Source organism: Cellvibrionales bacterium (genome assembly GCA_016713115.1).
Taxonomy (GTDB): Bacteria; Pseudomonadota; Gammaproteobacteria; order Pseudomonadales; family UBA7239; genus UBA7239.
Map to the genome: position 1 here is coordinate 1,750,790 of JADJPU010000001.1, position 15,257 is coordinate 1,766,046.

Sequence of the window (15,257 nt, forward strand, 5' to 3'; positions counted from 1 at the left end):
GTTACCTCGTGGTGGATGGGTTTAGTTGGCTAGTGCGCGTTGGCGCAACTGTTCGAATTGCATCATTTGGTTCTGCAGCAATTCGCCATTGGCATCGCGACCGATAAAGATTTTAAAAACGGTTTCGCCATTTTTATTCACAAACACCAGTGCGTGACTCTCTCTGCCGCGATGGTTTTTGCTTTGAAATTGAATGGTTGCGATGCTGTCTAGGTTTAAATGCCCTTCAAATCCAGCGTCGCCTTTTAGATTATAAAATCCTTCAGCCAGTGTTCCTGTTGGGAAGTTTCCTTTGAATTCAAACACACTGCCGCCATGCAAAATAATGGTGGTGGTGTTGCCCCAAGTGCTAATTTGTTGCAGTAGTGATAGCGCTTCCGAGCCTGCAAGTACAGGTGTGGATGTTGCTTCACTTGCGAGATTGTTCATCAAGGTTTCTCCTGCTGTTAAAAGATATTGCTTTGGGATCAGAAGCGGTATGTTACGGCGGCACGCACTTCACGGCCGGGTTGATACAGTTCTTGGAAAGCGACGCGATAGTATTCGTCGGTGACATTGTTGACGCTGAAATCCAGCGTCAGGTTTTCACCAGCAGGCTGCCAGCTCGCATAGATATCTGCGATATTGTAGCCGTCATAGGTGTTCGCTGTGGTAGCGGGCGTGCGGTCTTGTGCGGCGGTGTGAGTTAAACGCACGCCAGCTAACAATTTTTGTTCGGGAATAAATGTGTAGTTCGTATCGATAACCCATTTATCAGCAGGGATATTCGTAAGGTATTCGCCAGTCTCTTTATCTTCGCCGCGTGTTTTGCCGTAACTGACGCGCGTAGAAAGATTTGCCCATTGATAGCGCGCTTCCAGTTCATAACCTTTCAGGCGCGCTTTATCAACATTTACCCAAGTAGTGTGACCGGGATCAAAAATAACAGTGGGTGGACCAGGAGGGTTAGGAATGACGGTAACGGTGGGGCTGGTGACGATCTGCTCGATGAAGTTATCAACATCATTACGAAAAACAGATGCCTTGAATGAAAGTTTATCGTCGCTAGCAAAAACATTGCTCCAGTTCATGCGCGTCAACAGCTCTTTGTTAGCGGCATTTTCTGCTTCTAGATCGGCGTTAGGCACAAAGCTGTTACAACCAAAGGGAGGGCCCATACAGAAGTGTGCGCCGGTGGTATACATTTCTTCCGAACTGGGTGCGCGGAAAGCTTCGTCATAACGCGCAGCAATTTCCATCCAATCGGTTGCTTGTAAAACGAGTGCAGCAGATGGCGAAATGGCACTGTCTTCGCGAGAAATATTCAAGTTTTTCGCTTCGGTTTCAAATTTGTCGTGACGAATTCCGAGTTCGGTGCGCAACACATCTTTCACCAAAGGAATGGTTGCTTGCACAAAAGTGCCACGCACATCCAGTGTAGATTCCGGTGGTATAGGGCGGTTAGTGCCACCGCGTTTGGTAGAAAACTCGTCCTGATAACCATCAAAACCGTACAGCAAGCTGATGCCGGCAAAATCTGATTTGTTGTTCAATGCATAACCGCGCGTTTTGAGGCTGGTGTCGTCGCTGCGGCCATCGCTCAAGCGAGATTCACTCATGTCAGTTTTATTCTGATAAATCATCGCTTGCGCGTTTACTAGTGGTGATGCTGTGTCGATGCGGTAATCCAACGAGATATTTTCGTTTTCCATATCGCGCTCAATTAAATAGTTGCTGGTTGGTGCCACGGGTGCGGAGCTATTGGTGGGTACGCTGCCGTTTTCTTTCGATTTGCGTAAGTTCAGGGCGAGACTTTGGCTGTCCGTGATCTGCCATAGGCCTTTGAGTAATGCGCCGTGGTCGCGGCTGCCGGAATTATCCAGGTTGTCATTAAAACGGTAGCTTTTGTGCCCGAGTTCGATGTCGTTGGTATCGCGGTAGTAGCCAGATGCCAACAGGTCAAACTGATCTGTGCGCGCGCCCACGGCCAAGGTGGTGGCACTGGCTTCGCCGTTGTCGTTGTAGCCGTATTTGATCAAACCGCCAACATCTTGGCCGGCTTTCAAAATATCGCTGGCATTAATGGTGCTCTGCGCCACCACGCCGCCGATAGCGCCAGAGCCCCAGAGGCTACTAGCAGGACCTTTCAAGGCTTCTACGCTGCGCAGTAATACAGGGTCTAGGAAGTAGGTGGGGCGGTGTCCGGAGCCAAAGTTTTGACGCACACCATCCACCGTTTGCAGCACTTGTTGGCCTTCAATGCCGCGAATATTCACGATTTGACTGCTGGCACGAGGTCCACCAGCCAATTCAATATTGGATTCGTGAGACAACACTTCCGCTGTAGAAGTGGGCTGCATTTGGTTGATTTTTTCCTGCGTGACCACGGCCAGTGGTCTGGCCACTTGTTTTTCATCCGTATTGTGTCTGACGGCAGTAACGATCACGGTTTCCATGTCGGTTGTGGGTGTTGTAGCGGCGCTTTCCTCGGCTTGCACGGTAGAGCAGAGGGTGACGGTCAGCGCCAATGCCAGTGGCGTACTGCGAAATCTGGCGCTGCGAATCGATGGGACAGACATGGTGACGGGGCTCCGCGGTGAGTGTTAAGATGTTGCAAATGGTAATCGCTCTCAATACTGTTTGTAAACAAGAATCGTTATTATTTGCAAATGTACACACAAACCCACCGCACAGAGTCTTTTCCTTGGATGCTTGTTTGCCTTGCAGCCGCATTGCTATTGCATGTGCTTTTATTGCTGCGCTTGCCAGTAAACTCAGCGACCGCGCTCCAAGCAAAGCCTGAGCTGGTGATGGATACCTTTGTGCTGGCCCCTGCAACAGCGGCTGCATCCGCACCTACACCAACTCCTGTGCCGGAAGAAGCGGTGGCTCCCAAGCCAATCGTGCAGCCAATAGAACCTGAGGCGGTACCCGTGCGTCCGCAGCGACCTAAGCCAAAGAAAAAAACCATCGAGCGTCGAGTTGCTGTTGAGCAGCCAATTAAAGAGGCTGTTGTAGAGAGGCCGCCAACCGCCGCGCCAGCTACCGCATCATCGTCACCTGCGCCAGTTGCACCAGCCGCCCCCGTTTTGGTGACCAAGCCAAAATTTTTGATGCCGCCATCGCAGCCGGTTTACCCGCCTGTTGCGCAGCGTCGTGGACAGCAGGGAACGGTGTGGTTGGAAATTTTGTTGTCTGAGAGCGGCAAGCAACTTAAGTTATCTATCACGCGCAGTTCGGGCGTCGAATCCTTGGACAATGCCGCTAAAGTGGCTGTAGCCGATTGGAAATTTGCACCGTATCGCATGAACGGCATGGCCGTGTCATCGCGTGTGCAAGTGCCGGTAGAATTTGTTATTCAGTAATTCGTGGAGAGAAAATGAAAATCAAACAATTGCGTTTTGTTGTGGCTCTGGCGGCGAGCTTATTGTCTTTCGGGTCGCAGGCGGCTGAGCGCATTATTAGTGCGGATGCCGGTGTCACTGCAGTATTACGCGCATTGAACTTGGAAAAAGAATTGGTTGGTATTGATGTTACCAGCACACAGCCCACAGGCGCGCCGCTGCCCGTGGTCGGCTACCACCGACAATTGGCAACGGAAGGTTTGTTGGCATTGAAACCCACGCTGCTGGTGGGCGGCGAACACATGGGACCACCTGCCACACTCAGCTCATTAGAAGCGGCAGGTGTAAAAGTGTTGCGTGTGCCGCAAGCGCAAGACGGTGCAGGTTTGTTGTCTGGTATTCGTCAGTTGGCAGAAGTTGTAGCAACACAGGAGCAGGCCAAGCCGGTGTTAGAGCAAGTGCAACAAAAATTGACGACTTTGCAAAAACAAGCGTTGCCACAAAATAGCCGCGCTTTATTTTTGTTATCGGCGGGCAGTCGCGGTTTGCGTGCAGCCGGTGTTAGCACTGGCGGTGATGCTTTGATTCGTTTGATGGGCGCGAGCAATGTAATGACGTACAACAGCTACCAGCCCATTTCTGCGGAAGCGATCATGGCGACGAATCCGGACATCATTTTCTTAGCAGCGGACGGTAGCAAAAATGCCATGGCGGATTTTTTACGCGATTACCCAACTTTATCCACATTAAAAGCAGCGCAAACGCAAAAAATTGTGGAAGTGCGCAGTGAAACACTCGTGGCAGGTTTGAGTGTATTGACGGTTGATGAGGCGCTGCGTCTACAAACATTTCTGCAACAACAAGCTGTAAAAAACTGAGCAGAAAAAATAGTGAGAAGATTGCCTGTTTTTTGGGTGGCGTTGTTTCTATCGTTGGCGCTACTGATTGTTGTCGTGTTGTCGATTACCACAGGCCCGATGCAGTTGCCGACGCTGGCGAGTTTGCAGACCGTGTGGCAGGCCGCCATCGGACAAGACAGCACGGCTTTGGCGCATCATGAACAAACGGTCGTGTTGCAGCTGCGCTTGCCGCGATTTTTGTTGGCGGTATTGGTGGGTGCGCTGTTATCGCAGTGCGGTGTGGTGATGCAGGGCTTGTTTCGCAATCCGCTGGCAGATCCTGGCATTACCGGCGTATCTACCGGCGCGGCACTGGGTGCAGTGGCTTGCATCGCCTTATTGCCGCCGGTGATGGCAGTGTGGTTGACACCGATTGCCGCATTTTTTGGTGGTTTATTGGCAACCTTGATGGTTTACCGTTTTGCACGCACGCCGCAGGGTACATCTATTTCCATGTTGTTGTTGTCGGGTGTGGCGCTGTCGGCTTTCGGTGGTGCGGCGATTGGTTTTTTAAATTATTCCGCCAGCGATCGCGTGCTGCGCGATATTACGCTGTGGCAAATGGGTTCGCTGGCAGGTGCCAGTGGCGCGCATATTTTGCTCGGCGCCATTACGGTAGCGGTGTTGGCATTTTTCTTTCAGCGCCATGCTGCCGCACTCAATGCCATGGCTTTGGGTGAGGCAGAAGCGCGCTATCTCGGTATTGATGTCGAGAAATTAAAATTGCTGTTGATTGTGTTGTCGGCCATTGGCGTGGGCGTGGCGGTTGCAGCAGCAGGCATTATCGGTTTTGTGGGTTTGGTGATGCCACACGCCGTGCGTTTGTTGTCGGGTCCTGATCATCGCAGTTTGCTGCCGTTGTCAGCGTTGGCGGGAGCGTTGTTGTTGGCGTGTGCCGATTTATTTGCGCGCACACAAGTGGCGCCGGCAGAGCTGCCTGTCGGTTTGGTCACGACATTGCTCGGTGCGCCGTTTTTCTTGTCGTTGTTGTTGCGTCAACGCAGCAAGCCGGATGGTGTGTGAGATGACGGCAGAAAATATTCTCTCAGTCGAGCAATTGCATTTTTCGCGCCACGAAAAAACTGTGTTGGAGATTCCAGAATGGCAATTGGCTGCAGGACAATTTGTCGGTGTGCTGGGCCCCAATGGTGCAGGGAAATCAACTTTCCTCAAACTCATTGCCGGTGAATGGCATGGCACGGGTGCCGTGAATTTTCACGGCCGCGCATTAAAGCAGTGGGATAAACGCGACTTGGCCTGTCATCTCGCCGTGTTGCCGCAAGCCAGTCGTTTGAGTTTGCCGTTTACCGCGCGCGAAGTAGTAGCCTTGGGTGGTATTCCGTTGTCTATCAATCGCAAGCAGTTGGCTGTGTTGGTGGATGAAGCAATGGCGCGTACACATGCGTCATCTTTGGCGGACGCGCTGTTTACGGAATTGTCGGGTGGTGAGCAGCAGCGCGTGCAATTGGCGCGCGTTTTGGTGCAATTAGCGCAAGCCAAAACACAACCGTTATTGTTATTGGATGAGCCGATTTCTGCGCAAGACATGATGCAGCAGCACGCCATCATGCACCTCGCCATGAATTTAGCGCATAAACAGGGATGGGCGGTGTTGGCTGTGTTGCACGATATCAATTTCGCCGCGCACTATTGCGACCAAGTGTGTGTGTTGCGTGAAGGGAAAATGGTAACAGCAGGCGCGCCGGAAGACTGTTTGCGTCCAGATGTGATTGAAGCCGTGTGGCGTTATCGCCCGCGCTCCGTGGTGAACGATCAAGGTACGGTGTTTTATTTTTAAGGCATTGCTGCTGAGTGTTCAGTGATGCCCTAGATGCATCCATGCACTGCTAATCGTCCACAGTGCGTACGCACACAACAAAAAAGCGGCCGCGTAACGCCAAGTGGTTTTTTGAAACAGTGTTTTCAGTTGTTGCGAAAAAAAGCCGCTGGCCAGCAACGCGGGTGCAGTGCCTAAGCCAAAAAAAATCATCAAGATGGCGGATTCAGCGGCATCGGCGCGGCTCGCACTCCACGCCAGTGTGCTGTACACCAAGGCGCAGGGTAGCCATCCCCAGAGTAATCCCAACGCAAACACTTTTAGATTTGTATTTGCTGGGAGTAAAGGCTTTGCCAGATTTTGTATCGGTTTCCACCAATGCGTGCCGATGCGTTCCAGTTGCGTGATGCCGCTCCAGATATTGGCGATGTGCAGTGCCATGGCCAACAACAACAAACCCGCCATGCTGCGCAGTAGTGGCGCCAAATAAGGTTGTTGATGGGTGAGGTGTTGTAGTGTGGCGCCAAACAATAAAGCGAGTAGCGCGTAACTGGTAATGCGCCCCGTGTGATAAATCAGTAGTGTGAATTTGGATTTTGATGTTTGCAGGCCAAGCGCGCAGGCAATGCCACCGCACATGCCTAAGCAGTGTCCGCTACTCATGATGCCGAGCAAAAAAGCGGATGAGAGTGCAGGTAGCCAATCCACGAGTGCGTTCATATTTGTGGTGAATTTTTGTCGTCGTCTTCGAGTATACGACGCGCTTCGCGATCGAGATCATCGTATTGTCCGCTGCGACTCGCCCACAGCCATGCAGAGACAGCAATGATGCAGAAAATAATTGCGACAGGAATGATGAGATAAAAGCTGGCCATATTTTTTATCGCGTGCGTGGAAATAAACGCAGAGCATTCAGCGTGACGAACAGAGAGCTGAGTGCCATGCCGATAGCGGCGTGTACCGGTGCCAACCACCCAATAGCGGCCAGCGGCAGAATGCTGACATTGTACAGCAGCGCCCATGCGAGGCTTTGGCGCACAATTTTTTGCGTACGCAGCGCAACAGCGCGCAAGGTGAGTAAATCATCCAGTTTGTTGTTGAGCAAAATCACATCCGCCGCGAGTTGCGCGGTTTGGCTGGCATCTGCCAGTGCAACTGAAATATCGGCATGCGCCAAAACGGGGCCGTCGTTGATGCCATCACCCACCATCAAAATAGTGCCGTGTTGCTGGCGCAGTTTTTCGATGAGCTGAACTTTCTGCTCTGGCGTGCAATTGCGGTGCGCATCAGAGATCGACAGTGTGTGGGCAATGGTTTGTACGGCACTAGAGTTGTCACCAGAGGCAATCGTGCACTGTATTCCGTTGTTTTGTAATTGCTGAATGCTTTGTGGTGTGGTTATGCGCAATGGGTCGCCCAAGAAAAAAACAGCCAGCGCCGCGCCGTTTTTGCTGAGATAAATCGGCATGGTGTTATTGCAGGCTTGTTGTTTTGGTGAGGGATCACAAGCCCAAGATGCTTTACCTAAACGATAAATGTCGCCGTTGTGTTTTGCTTCAATGCCGCAATGCAGCAGTGAAGAAATATCTTGTTCAGCAAATGTAAGCGATGTTTGTAAAGTGCTGCGAAATGCACTGGCAATAGGATGCAGCGAGTAACGCTCCATGGCGCTTGCTAATGCCAAGCATTCTTCTGCGGAAAAATTGCTGAAAGTTTGCGTGTGCGTGATGTGCATACGACCCAGCGTCGGTGTGCCCGTTTTATCAAACACAAACTGTGCAATGCTGGGCAAAGTTTGTAGTACATGGCTGCCGGTTATCAAAATACCGTGTCGGCGCAATTGCAGCGTGGCAGCAGTGAGCGCTGTCGGTAGCGCCAGCGTCAGTGCACAGGGGCAGCTGGCCACTAAAACAGCGAGCAGGCTGGGCAATGCGCGAGAAGCATCACTCCACCACCAAAACAGCGCGCTACCAACGGCGAGAAAAAGAACAACGGGTGTAAAAAACTGCGCCACTTTTTCATGGAGCAATCGTGCGGTGGCATGACGATATTGTTTGTTACTGAGCGCCTGTTCCATGCGTTGATGTAAGTGTGCAATATGACTGTCTTCGCCCCAGTGTTCGGCTTGCACCATCAATTCACCATTGATGAGTGTGGTGCCGGCGATCACGGTGTCGCCCGTTTGTTTTTGCACGGGTAAAAATTCGCCAGTAATAATGGCTTTTTCAATTGCTGCGTTGCCGCTGAGTACGGTGCCATCGACAGGGACAATGCCGTTGTTTATCAATACACAGTCGCGCGTTTGTAAGTTGTGGGTGCTGATGGTTTCTTGCTTTCCATCGCGCAAGCGCACGCAAGTGGATGGCAATGCGGGTTCTTGTGCATATTCGGTGAGCCGGTTGCGTGCTTGCGTTTCTAAAAAACGCGCGCCGAGCAAAAGAAAAACGAACATGGCGATGGAATCAAAATACACTTCGTTCGTTCCTGTTATAACGGCAATAATGCTGGCGATAGCGGCGGCGATAATAGCCAGCGCAATCGGAATATCCATGCTGATAAAAATACGCTGCGTATCATTGCGGAATGCATTAATGAGGCTGCGTTTAGCGTTGCTGAAAAAAACATCCGCACAATAAAACCACAGCGGCAGTGAGAGTAGCAGGGCCACTACATCTAACCAGCGTTGAATATTGGCTTCTGCACCGAAATAGCTGCCCATCGCTACCATGTGAATTTGCATGGCGAGGATGCCTGCTACACCGAGTCGCTGCAGTAGTTTTTTTTGCCGTGATTTGCTCGCCTCTTGTTGTGTGGTGGGTTGCCACGGCGCAGCGCGATAGCCAATATTTTGCAAAGCCTGTAATAGATCGCTGAGTGATAAGGCTTGTTTGTTCCAGCGTACGGTGAGCTTGTGTGAATGAAACTGTGCTTGCGCTTCGCTGACTGCTTTTAGCTGTAGTAGGCGTTTTTCTATCAACCAGCAACAGGAAGTGCAGTGAATGTCTGGAATAAATAATTGAATTTCGCTGATGTTTTCATCGATGACATGCAAGGCGCTTTGGTAATGCGCTTCTAACTCTGTAGACGAGAGCGTGATTTGCGTTGGGCGTTGTGGTTTTTCATCGCGCTGACGGTAGTATTGCCCTAGACCTAAGTTGTAAATGGTGTCGGCTACCGTTGCGCAGGCAGGGCAGCAAAAATAGCGAGTGGTGTTGTTGATGACAGAGGCGTAACACTGCGGATTATCACGCGGCAGCAGTTCTTGGCAGTGAAAGCAGTGCGTGGTGTCGGCGTTCACAAGTGCGCTTGCTTTGTTTTAATGCTGTGGCTGCGCATCCTTTTGCTCCAGCGTTTTGTTGATGTTTAAATCTTCTTGATAGTGATTTTTATCGATCACGGGATCGGCGTGTTTGACGGCGAGATAAATAAACACCGAACAAAAACTGATCGCAAACGCGAGTAATCCTAGGATGAACCATGGCCAGAATTGGCGATACCAAGGTTTTGTATCGGTGTGCCGAGGGTTGTTCATTGGATGGGTCCTGTGAAGCGACTTTCTTGCGTGATGCAATGTGATTGCTCGGCAGTATCCGCTAAGCAGGCGTTAAATTTCACATCAAAACTGCGTCTGCGCCATGCGTTGGCAGGCAAAGACAAACGCACGGGAACGCTGAGTTCTTCGCCGGATTCTACCCGCACGGCAGTTTCACCCATGAACTGTATGTTTTTTTCGTCAACACTTAGCGTGTATTGATGTGCATTGCGATCGCGGTTGCCAATTTTGATGGTGTAGACATTTTCAATGTTGCCATTGCGCAATTGGTATAACGCGTTGCGCTCGCGCAGGATTTTCAAATCGGTCGTTTCGCGTAATACCAGCGCACCAATGAACAGCGCGCACATGATGAGCAGTACACTGCCATAACCCACAGTGCGCAGTCGTAGCCAGTGAAATTTTTTGCCTTCTACGCGGCTTTCTGAGCTGTAGGCGATCAAATTGGGTGGGTAGCCCACTTTTTCCATCACGGCATTGCAGGCATCTATACACAGTGCGCCGTTGATGCATTCGTCTTGCAGGCCATCGCGTATATCAATGCCGGTTGGGCATACTTGCACACACAGCATGCAATCGATGCAATCGCCGAGGTTTTGGGGTTTTTCTCCTTCATTCACGCGTCGTGCACCGCGCGGCTCACCGCGCAATTGGTCGTAAGTCACGGTGAGCGTGTCGCTATCGAACATCGCGGCTTGAAAACGCGCATAAGGACACATGTACAAACACACCTGCTCACGCAGCCAGCCGGCGTTGAGGTAGGTCATAAACGCAAATAAACCTATCCAACCATAAACAGTGAGATCAGCATTGCCGGTAAAAAAATCAAAGGTGAGGTCGGTGATCGGCGTGAAATAACCGATAAAGGTAAAGCCCGTGAGAAAAGCAAACGCCACCCACATGGCGTGTTTTGCACCTTTACGCAGTATTTTTTCTACAGCCCAAGGTGCTTGATCTAATTTAATACGCTGGTTGCGACTGCCTTCTGCTTTTTGCTCCATCCACATGAAAATACTGGTCCACACGGTTTGGGGGCAGGAATAGCCACACCAGATGCGACCGAATAATGAAGTGAAAAAAAACAGCGCAAAGGCGGCGATGATGAGTGTCCACGCCAGCAATACTAAATCTTGCGGCCAGAACACCAAATCAAAAATATAAAATTTGCGCGCGGGCAGGTCGAACAGCACCGTTTGGTGGCCGTGCCATTGCGTCCACGGCAGAAAAAAATAACCGACTAGCAGGGGCCAGCCGGTGAATAAACGAATGCGCTGAAAAAAACCTTCTATGCTGCGCGTGTAAATTTTTTCGCGCTTTTGATACAGGTCTAGCTCGGCAACTTCCTTGGGTGCGTACTCGTTAACAGCGGATATGCGTTCAGGTTCGTTTGATGACATAGAGATCCCAACCTGTTTGCAATTACTGTTGCGCAGTCTGCGAAGTACCTTCCTGGTTAGTTGCGCTTAAGCTGTAGACAAAGGCTGCCAGCAGATGAATTTTTTCTGGAATTAACAGGTGTTCGTGTGCAGGCATCTGCCCGTTGCGACCGTTGTGGATGGTGAATTTAATGTCGCCAATTTCGCCGCCGTACAACCATACATCGTCAGTGAGGTCGGGCGCGCCCATGGCTTGGTTGCCTTTCGCATCAGGGTTGTGGCACACCGCACAGTAAGTGGCAAAAACTTGCGCGCCGGCTGCCGATTTTTTGTTCGCTTCTTTGGTGGTGATCCACGCAGTGACATCATCCATTTGCGTTTCAGTCAGTACGCTTTTCCATGGCGGCATAGCGCCTTTACGACCGAGGGCTATCGTTTCTACGATTTTTTCCGGTGTGCCGCCGTAGAGCCAATCGCTGTCGCGCAAATTGGGGAAGCCTTTTGTGCCGCCAGCATCTGCGCCGTGACAGAGCGCACAGTTGGAGGCAAACAAGCGTTGACCAATGCGCATGGCTTTTTCATCTTTGGCCAAATCTTCGATCGACATATTGGCGTATGGAGCCAGCGCGGCATTAATTTTTTCATCCATTTTGGCATTTTCTTGTTGCCACTCTGTGTTTTGTGTCCAGCCAAGTGCGCCTTTGTAATTCCCCATGCCGGGATAAAAAATCAAATAAGCAACACCAAAAATAATCGATAGCACAAACATATAGAACCACCATGCCGGCATCGGGTTGTCATACTCCTCGATACCATCGTAAACATGTCCCGTGGTGGAATCGGGATTGCCTGAGCGTGTGCGATTGCCGAACAACACCCATACCAAACCCACTAAAACGATTGTGGTGAGGATGATGATCCACGCACTCCAGAAACTGCTCATGAGTGTTCTCCTGTTCGGGTGTTGGTCGCTGGCTTTGCGTCATCCGCAAATGGCAAGTTGGCTGCCTCGTTAAATGTGGCTGTGCGTTTTTTGCTGTACGCCCAAATCACTAGCCAGACAAAAAGAATTAGCAGCGCCAGCGTAATCAAGCCGCGCACGGTGTTGATATCAAGGTTCATTGCTGCACCTTGGCCGCTTCACTGCGCTGCTTGATAGCTGGGTTGGCGGGTATCCAAGTACCGAGGTGTTGCAGATAGGCAATCACGGCATCGACTTCCAGTTTTCCAGCAACAGCGGCTTGTGCGCCAGCAATGTCTTCATCCGTGTATGGAACACCTAATTTGCGCAATGCCTGCATCTTGGCAGCGGTATTTTTGCCGTCGAGTGTGTTGTCGAATAACCATTTGTACGCGGGCATAACCGATTCCGGCACGACATCGCGTGGGTTGTACAAATGCGCGCTGTGCCATTCATCGCTGTAGCGACCACCGACGCGTGCTAAGTCTGGCCCTGTGCGTTTGGAGCCCCACAAGAAGGGATGCTCATACACCGATTCACCGGCAACAGAATAAAAACCGTAGCGCTCGGTTTCGGCGCGGAATGGGCGAATCATTTGCGAGTGACAGGCGTTGCAACCTTCACGGATGTAAATGTCGCGACCTTCCAATTGCAGTGCCGTCCACGGCTTGAGTCCTTTCACTGGCTCAGTGACATCTTTTTGAAACGCCAGTGGCAGAATTTCAACCAACACACTGAAGCTGATGACAATAACGATCAGCACCATCATCAATGCGATATTTTTTTCGATTTTGCTGTGAAGATTTTCTTGTCCGCTCATGCTGATTGCTCCACTGTTGCCGCTGGCAGCTTTGAGGTTTTCCAGAGGTTGTACGCCATGATCAGCATGCCGAGCAGGAACATCGCGCCACCGATAAAGCGCACGATGTAGCCTGGATAACTGGCTGATACCGATTCTGCAAAGCTGTAAGTGAGTGTGCCGTCGGTGTTATAGGCATGCCACATCAGTGCTTGCATGATGCCGTTTACCCACATGGAGGCGATGTACAACACCGTGCCCACAGTGGAGAGCCAGAAATGCATATTCACTAACTTAATGCTGTGCAAGCTGTTTTTGTTAAACAGGATGGGGAACAGATGGTAGATAGATCCGATGGTAATCATCGCTACCCAGCCGAGTGCGCCGGAATGCACATGGCCGATGGTCCAGTCGGTGTAATGCGACATCGCGTTCACGCTTTTGATCGACATCATCGAGCCTTCAAAAGTGGACATGCCGTAAAAAGACAGTGATACCACGAGGAAACGCAGCACGGGATCGGTGCGCAATTTGTCCCACGCGCCAGAGAGCGTCATCACACCGTTGATCATGCCGCCCCATGACGGCGCGAGCAGAATAATGGACATCACCATGCCCAAACTTTGCACCCAACCCGGCAGGGCGGTGTAGTGCAAATGGTGCGGACCGGCCCAAATATAAGTGGCGATCAAAGCCCAAAAATGCACGATGGATAAACGGTAAGAATAAACAGGACGCTCGGCTTGTTTCGGCACAAAGTAGTACATCATGCCGAGAAAGCCGGCGGTGAGCAGGAAGCCCACGGCGTTGTGGCCGTACCACCACTGGATCATGGCATCGACAGCGCCGGCGTATACGGAGTAGGACTTGGTGAGGGTGACGGGAATTTCTGCACTGTTGAGGATATGCAGTATGGCCACCGCAATGATAAAGGCAGCGTAAAACCAGTTGGCCACATAGATGTGTGAGGTGCGGCGTTTGGTAATAGTGCCGAAAAACACGATGGCGTAGACCACCCAAACAATCGTAATCAAAATATCGATAGGCCATTCCAGCTCGGCGTACTCCTTACTGGTGGAGAGCCCCATGGGTAGGGTGATAGCGGCGAGCACAATCACCAACTGCCAGCCCCAGAACACAAAGGCGGCAAGTGAGTCGGAAATCAGGCGCGCTTGGCAGGTGCGCTGCACGATATAAAACGAGGTGGCGATCAACGCACTGCCGCCAAAGGCAAAAATCACGGCATTGGTATGCAGCGGGCGCAGGCGACCGAAAGACAGCCACGCTTGGCCAAAATTGAGGTCTGGCCACACCAGTTGCGCGGCGATTAACACACCGACAAACATGCCGACGATGCCCCACACCACCGTCATCACGGTAAATTGCTGCACCACCTTGTAGTTGTAAGCCACAGGAGCCGAGTTTTGATTATCAGCTTGCATAGAACGCCTTTTGTAACATCAGGAGAAAACTTGGAGGATGTGCTGCGTGCGCGTTAGTCCATGAATTCAGGCATAAAACCAAAATTCCAAAGAACAACCGTGGCTCCCATCATGACCATGAGAAAAACCATACATACGCCCAATACCGCGCTGGCGTACAAAAAACCGCGCTCGGTAGGAATGTTCATTACCACGGGCAGGCCGGAGTAAAGCAGGTAAACGGCCCATGCCACGGCGAGTACACCAATGCTAAGATCCAGCCAGAGCAGTGGGTAAAAGCCCACCAGACCCGCAATAAATAGCGGTGTGGCACCGTAGGCTGCCACGGCATAGCCCTTGGTGAAAGTAGTAATGGAGCCGTAGGTGCCGGCCATCCAATGTATGGCATAGCCAATACCCCACAGCGCCAAAATAATGGCGCAATAGAAAGCGATGATGATTTTCAGCGCGCTGTCGGATGAGAGATAAATCAAATCACTGCCGCCAGGCAGATGCCAGCCTGTCACGGTGGTGCCGTAATACCAAGCATAGCAGGGCAGAGCAGCCAGTACAAAGGTATACAACGCCGAAGTTCGCAAAGCACCGAGGCTGGCGGAGGCAACTTTTTGCCACTGCCGGCGAGGAAAAAAGAGAAAGCTGAAAGGGTTGTTGAGCATCGTAGGAACCAGTGTGTATGCACAGACGCAGCTATTTTAGGCGCATCTGTGCTGGGTTTTATTGATACGGGTCAAGCCCGATACCCCTCATTTTACGGGGTTTATTGTGTGCTGTCGGTAGGAAATATGCCTACACCCCGTCAATTTTGGTTTTAGAAATCAAATAGATCAGACAAAAAGCTTTCGCGCTTGTGCTTTTTGTAGTGACCGCCGTGATGTTTGTTGTAGGTGTCATAGGGCTGCGGGACGGGTTGTTGCGGTGCGCGCTGTACAGGTTGCGCTTGGGGAGTTGGCGCTGCGGGTGCAGAGCGCTCGATAATTTTGTCTAGCTCGCCGCGATCCAACCACACGCCGCGACACTGCGGGCAGTAGTCGATTTCAATATTTTGTCTTTCAGAGATAACCAATTGGCTATTGGGGCAGATAGGGCATTGCATAGAAAGCTCCAGTTGCAGTGTGTGGTGGCAACTG

General features: G+C 51.3%; 17 protein-coding genes. 4 read left to right on the plus strand and 13 right to left on the minus strand.

The window, feature by feature from the left end:
* Positions 1-21 precede the first annotated feature (21 nt).
* The gene (gene hutX, locus IPK30_08680; protein MBK8103343.1) at positions 22-429 is read right to left on the minus strand and encodes a heme utilization cystosolic carrier protein HutX; all 408 of its coding nucleotides are present in this window, start codon (positions 427-429) and stop codon (positions 22-24) included.
* A 38-nt stretch (positions 430-467) separates the two neighbouring features.
* Complete coding sequence (locus IPK30_08685) at positions 468-2,558, minus strand: TonB-dependent hemoglobin/transferrin/lactoferrin family receptor (GenBank protein MBK8103344.1); 2,091 nt, start codon at positions 2,556-2,558, stop codon at positions 468-470.
* A 231-nt stretch (positions 2,559-2,789) separates the two neighbouring features.
* Here IPK30_08685 and IPK30_08690 point away from each other — a divergent pair, with 231 nt between their 5' ends.
* From IPK30_08690 to IPK30_08705, 4 genes are all read left to right on the plus strand, one after another.
* Positions 2,790-3,344 carry an energy transducer TonB gene (locus IPK30_08690; GenBank protein ID MBK8103345.1) on the plus strand — a complete coding sequence of 185 codons (555 nt, stop codon included), beginning with the start codon at positions 2,790-2,792 and terminating at the stop codon, positions 3,342-3,344.
* Between the two features lie 14 nt (positions 3,345-3,358).
* Positions 3,359-4,201, plus strand: coding sequence for an ABC transporter substrate-binding protein (locus IPK30_08695; protein MBK8103346.1), 843 nt, complete (start codon positions 3,359-3,361; stop codon positions 4,199-4,201).
* 99 nt (positions 4,202-4,300) lie between these two features.
* Positions 4,301-5,245 (plus strand): iron ABC transporter permease, encoded by a 945-nt coding sequence (locus tag IPK30_08700; GenBank protein ID MBK8103347.1) that lies wholly within the window; start codon positions 4,301-4,303, stop codon positions 5,243-5,245.
* Position 5,246: 1 nt separating this feature from the next.
* Positions 5,247-6,020, plus strand: coding sequence for a heme ABC transporter ATP-binding protein (locus tag IPK30_08705; GenBank protein ID MBK8103348.1), 774 nt, complete (start codon positions 5,247-5,249; stop codon positions 6,018-6,020).
* 18 nt (positions 6,021-6,038) lie between these two features.
* On the opposite strand, the gene IPK30_08710 is transcribed toward IPK30_08705, so the two are convergent.
* From IPK30_08710 to IPK30_08760, 11 genes are all read right to left on the minus strand, one after another.
* The gene (locus tag IPK30_08710) at positions 6,039-6,719 is read right to left on the minus strand and encodes a sulfite exporter TauE/SafE family protein (protein MBK8103349.1); all 681 of its coding nucleotides are present in this window, start codon (positions 6,717-6,719) and stop codon (positions 6,039-6,041) included.
* Positions 6,716-6,874 carry a cbb3-type cytochrome oxidase assembly protein CcoS gene (gene ccoS, locus IPK30_08715; protein MBK8103350.1) on the minus strand — a complete coding sequence of 53 codons (159 nt, stop codon included), beginning with the start codon at positions 6,872-6,874 and terminating at the stop codon, positions 6,716-6,718. Before ccoS ends, IPK30_08710 begins: the two co-directional genes overlap by 4 nt.
* A 5-nt stretch (positions 6,875-6,879) precedes the next feature.
* On the minus strand, positions 6,880-9,297 hold the full coding sequence (locus tag IPK30_08720; protein ID MBK8103351.1) for a heavy metal translocating P-type ATPase: 2,418 nt from the start codon (positions 9,295-9,297) through the stop codon (positions 6,880-6,882).
* Between the two features lie 18 nt (positions 9,298-9,315).
* Positions 9,316-9,531, minus strand: coding sequence for a FixH family protein (locus tag IPK30_08725; GenBank protein ID MBK8103352.1), 216 nt, complete (start codon positions 9,529-9,531; stop codon positions 9,316-9,318).
* Positions 9,528-10,949: a cytochrome c oxidase accessory protein CcoG gene (gene ccoG, locus IPK30_08730; GenBank protein MBK8103353.1), complete on the minus strand. Its 1,422-nt coding sequence runs from the start codon at positions 10,947-10,949 to the stop codon at positions 9,528-9,530. The genes IPK30_08725 and ccoG overlap by 4 nt, the downstream gene beginning before the upstream one ends.
* Positions 10,950-10,971: 22 nt before the next feature.
* A complete protein-coding gene (gene ccoP, locus IPK30_08735; protein MBK8103354.1) occupies positions 10,972-11,871 on the minus strand; it encodes a cytochrome-c oxidase, cbb3-type subunit III in 900 nt (299 codons plus the stop codon).
* A complete protein-coding gene (locus IPK30_08740; protein ID MBK8103355.1) occupies positions 11,868-12,050 on the minus strand; it encodes a cbb3-type cytochrome c oxidase subunit 3 in 183 nt (60 codons plus the stop codon). The genes ccoP and IPK30_08740 overlap by 4 nt, the downstream gene beginning before the upstream one ends.
* Positions 12,047-12,709 carry a cytochrome-c oxidase, cbb3-type subunit II gene (gene ccoO, locus IPK30_08745; protein ID MBK8103356.1) on the minus strand — a complete coding sequence of 221 codons (663 nt, stop codon included), beginning with the start codon at positions 12,707-12,709 and terminating at the stop codon, positions 12,047-12,049. Before ccoO ends, IPK30_08740 begins: the two co-directional genes overlap by 4 nt.
* On the minus strand, positions 12,706-14,130 hold the full coding sequence (gene ccoN, locus IPK30_08750) for a cytochrome-c oxidase, cbb3-type subunit I (protein ID MBK8103357.1): 1,425 nt from the start codon (positions 14,128-14,130) through the stop codon (positions 12,706-12,708). Before ccoN ends, ccoO begins: the two co-directional genes overlap by 4 nt.
* A 53-nt stretch (positions 14,131-14,183) precedes the next feature.
* Positions 14,184-14,786 (minus strand): YIP1 family protein, encoded by a 603-nt coding sequence (locus tag IPK30_08755; protein ID MBK8103358.1) that lies wholly within the window; start codon positions 14,784-14,786, stop codon positions 14,184-14,186.
* 152 nt (positions 14,787-14,938) lie between these two features.
* Positions 14,939-15,223, minus strand: a complete 285-nt coding sequence (locus tag IPK30_08760; GenBank protein ID MBK8103359.1) for a zf-TFIIB domain-containing protein — start codon at positions 15,221-15,223, stop codon at positions 14,939-14,941.
* Between the last annotated feature and the right edge of the window lie 34 nt (positions 15,224-15,257).

Coding starts and splice junctions, on each gene's coding strand:
- ccoS (MBK8103350.1), bottom strand. CDS start 6,874: ATGGCCAGCTTTTATCTCATCATTCCTGTCGCAATTATTTTCTGCATC.
- ccoO (MBK8103356.1), bottom strand. CDS start 12,709: ATGAGCGGACAAGAAAATCTTCACAGCAAAATCGAAAAAAATATCGCA.
- IPK30_08695 (MBK8103346.1), top strand. CDS start 3,359: ATGAAAATCAAACAATTGCGTTTTGTTGTGGCTCTGGCGGCGAGCTTA.
- IPK30_08755 (MBK8103358.1), bottom strand. CDS start 14,786: ATGCTCAACAACCCTTTCAGCTTTCTCTTTTTTCCTCGCCGGCAGTGG.
- IPK30_08690 (MBK8103345.1), top strand. CDS start 2,790: ATGGATACCTTTGTGCTGGCCCCTGCAACAGCGGCTGCATCCGCACCT.
- IPK30_08685 (MBK8103344.1), bottom strand. CDS start 2,558: ATGTCTGTCCCATCGATTCGCAGCGCCAGATTTCGCAGTACGCCACTG.
- IPK30_08705 (MBK8103348.1), top strand. CDS start 5,247: ATGACGGCAGAAAATATTCTCTCAGTCGAGCAATTGCATTTTTCGCGC.
- IPK30_08700 (MBK8103347.1), top strand. CDS start 4,301: ATGCAGTTGCCGACGCTGGCGAGTTTGCAGACCGTGTGGCAGGCCGCC.
- ccoG (MBK8103353.1), bottom strand. CDS start 10,949: ATGTCATCAAACGAACCTGAACGCATATCCGCTGTTAACGAGTACGCA.
- IPK30_08710 (MBK8103349.1), bottom strand. CDS start 6,719: ATGAACGCACTCGTGGATTGGCTACCTGCACTCTCATCCGCTTTTTTG.
- ccoN (MBK8103357.1), bottom strand. CDS start 14,130: ATGCAAGCTGATAATCAAAACTCGGCTCCTGTGGCTTACAACTACAAG.
- IPK30_08740 (MBK8103355.1), bottom strand. CDS start 12,050: ATGAACCTTGATATCAACACCGTGCGCGGCTTGATTACGCTGGCGCTG.
- ccoP (MBK8103354.1), bottom strand. CDS start 11,871: ATGAGCAGTTTCTGGAGTGCGTGGATCATCATCCTCACCACAATCGTT.
- IPK30_08725 (MBK8103352.1), bottom strand. CDS start 9,531: ATGAACAACCCTCGGCACACCGATACAAAACCTTGGTATCGCCAATTC.
- IPK30_08760 (MBK8103359.1), bottom strand. CDS start 15,223: ATGCAATGCCCTATCTGCCCCAATAGCCAATTGGTTATCTCTGAAAGA.
- hutX (MBK8103343.1), bottom strand. CDS start 429: ATGAACAATCTCGCAAGTGAAGCAACATCCACACCTGTACTTGCAGGC.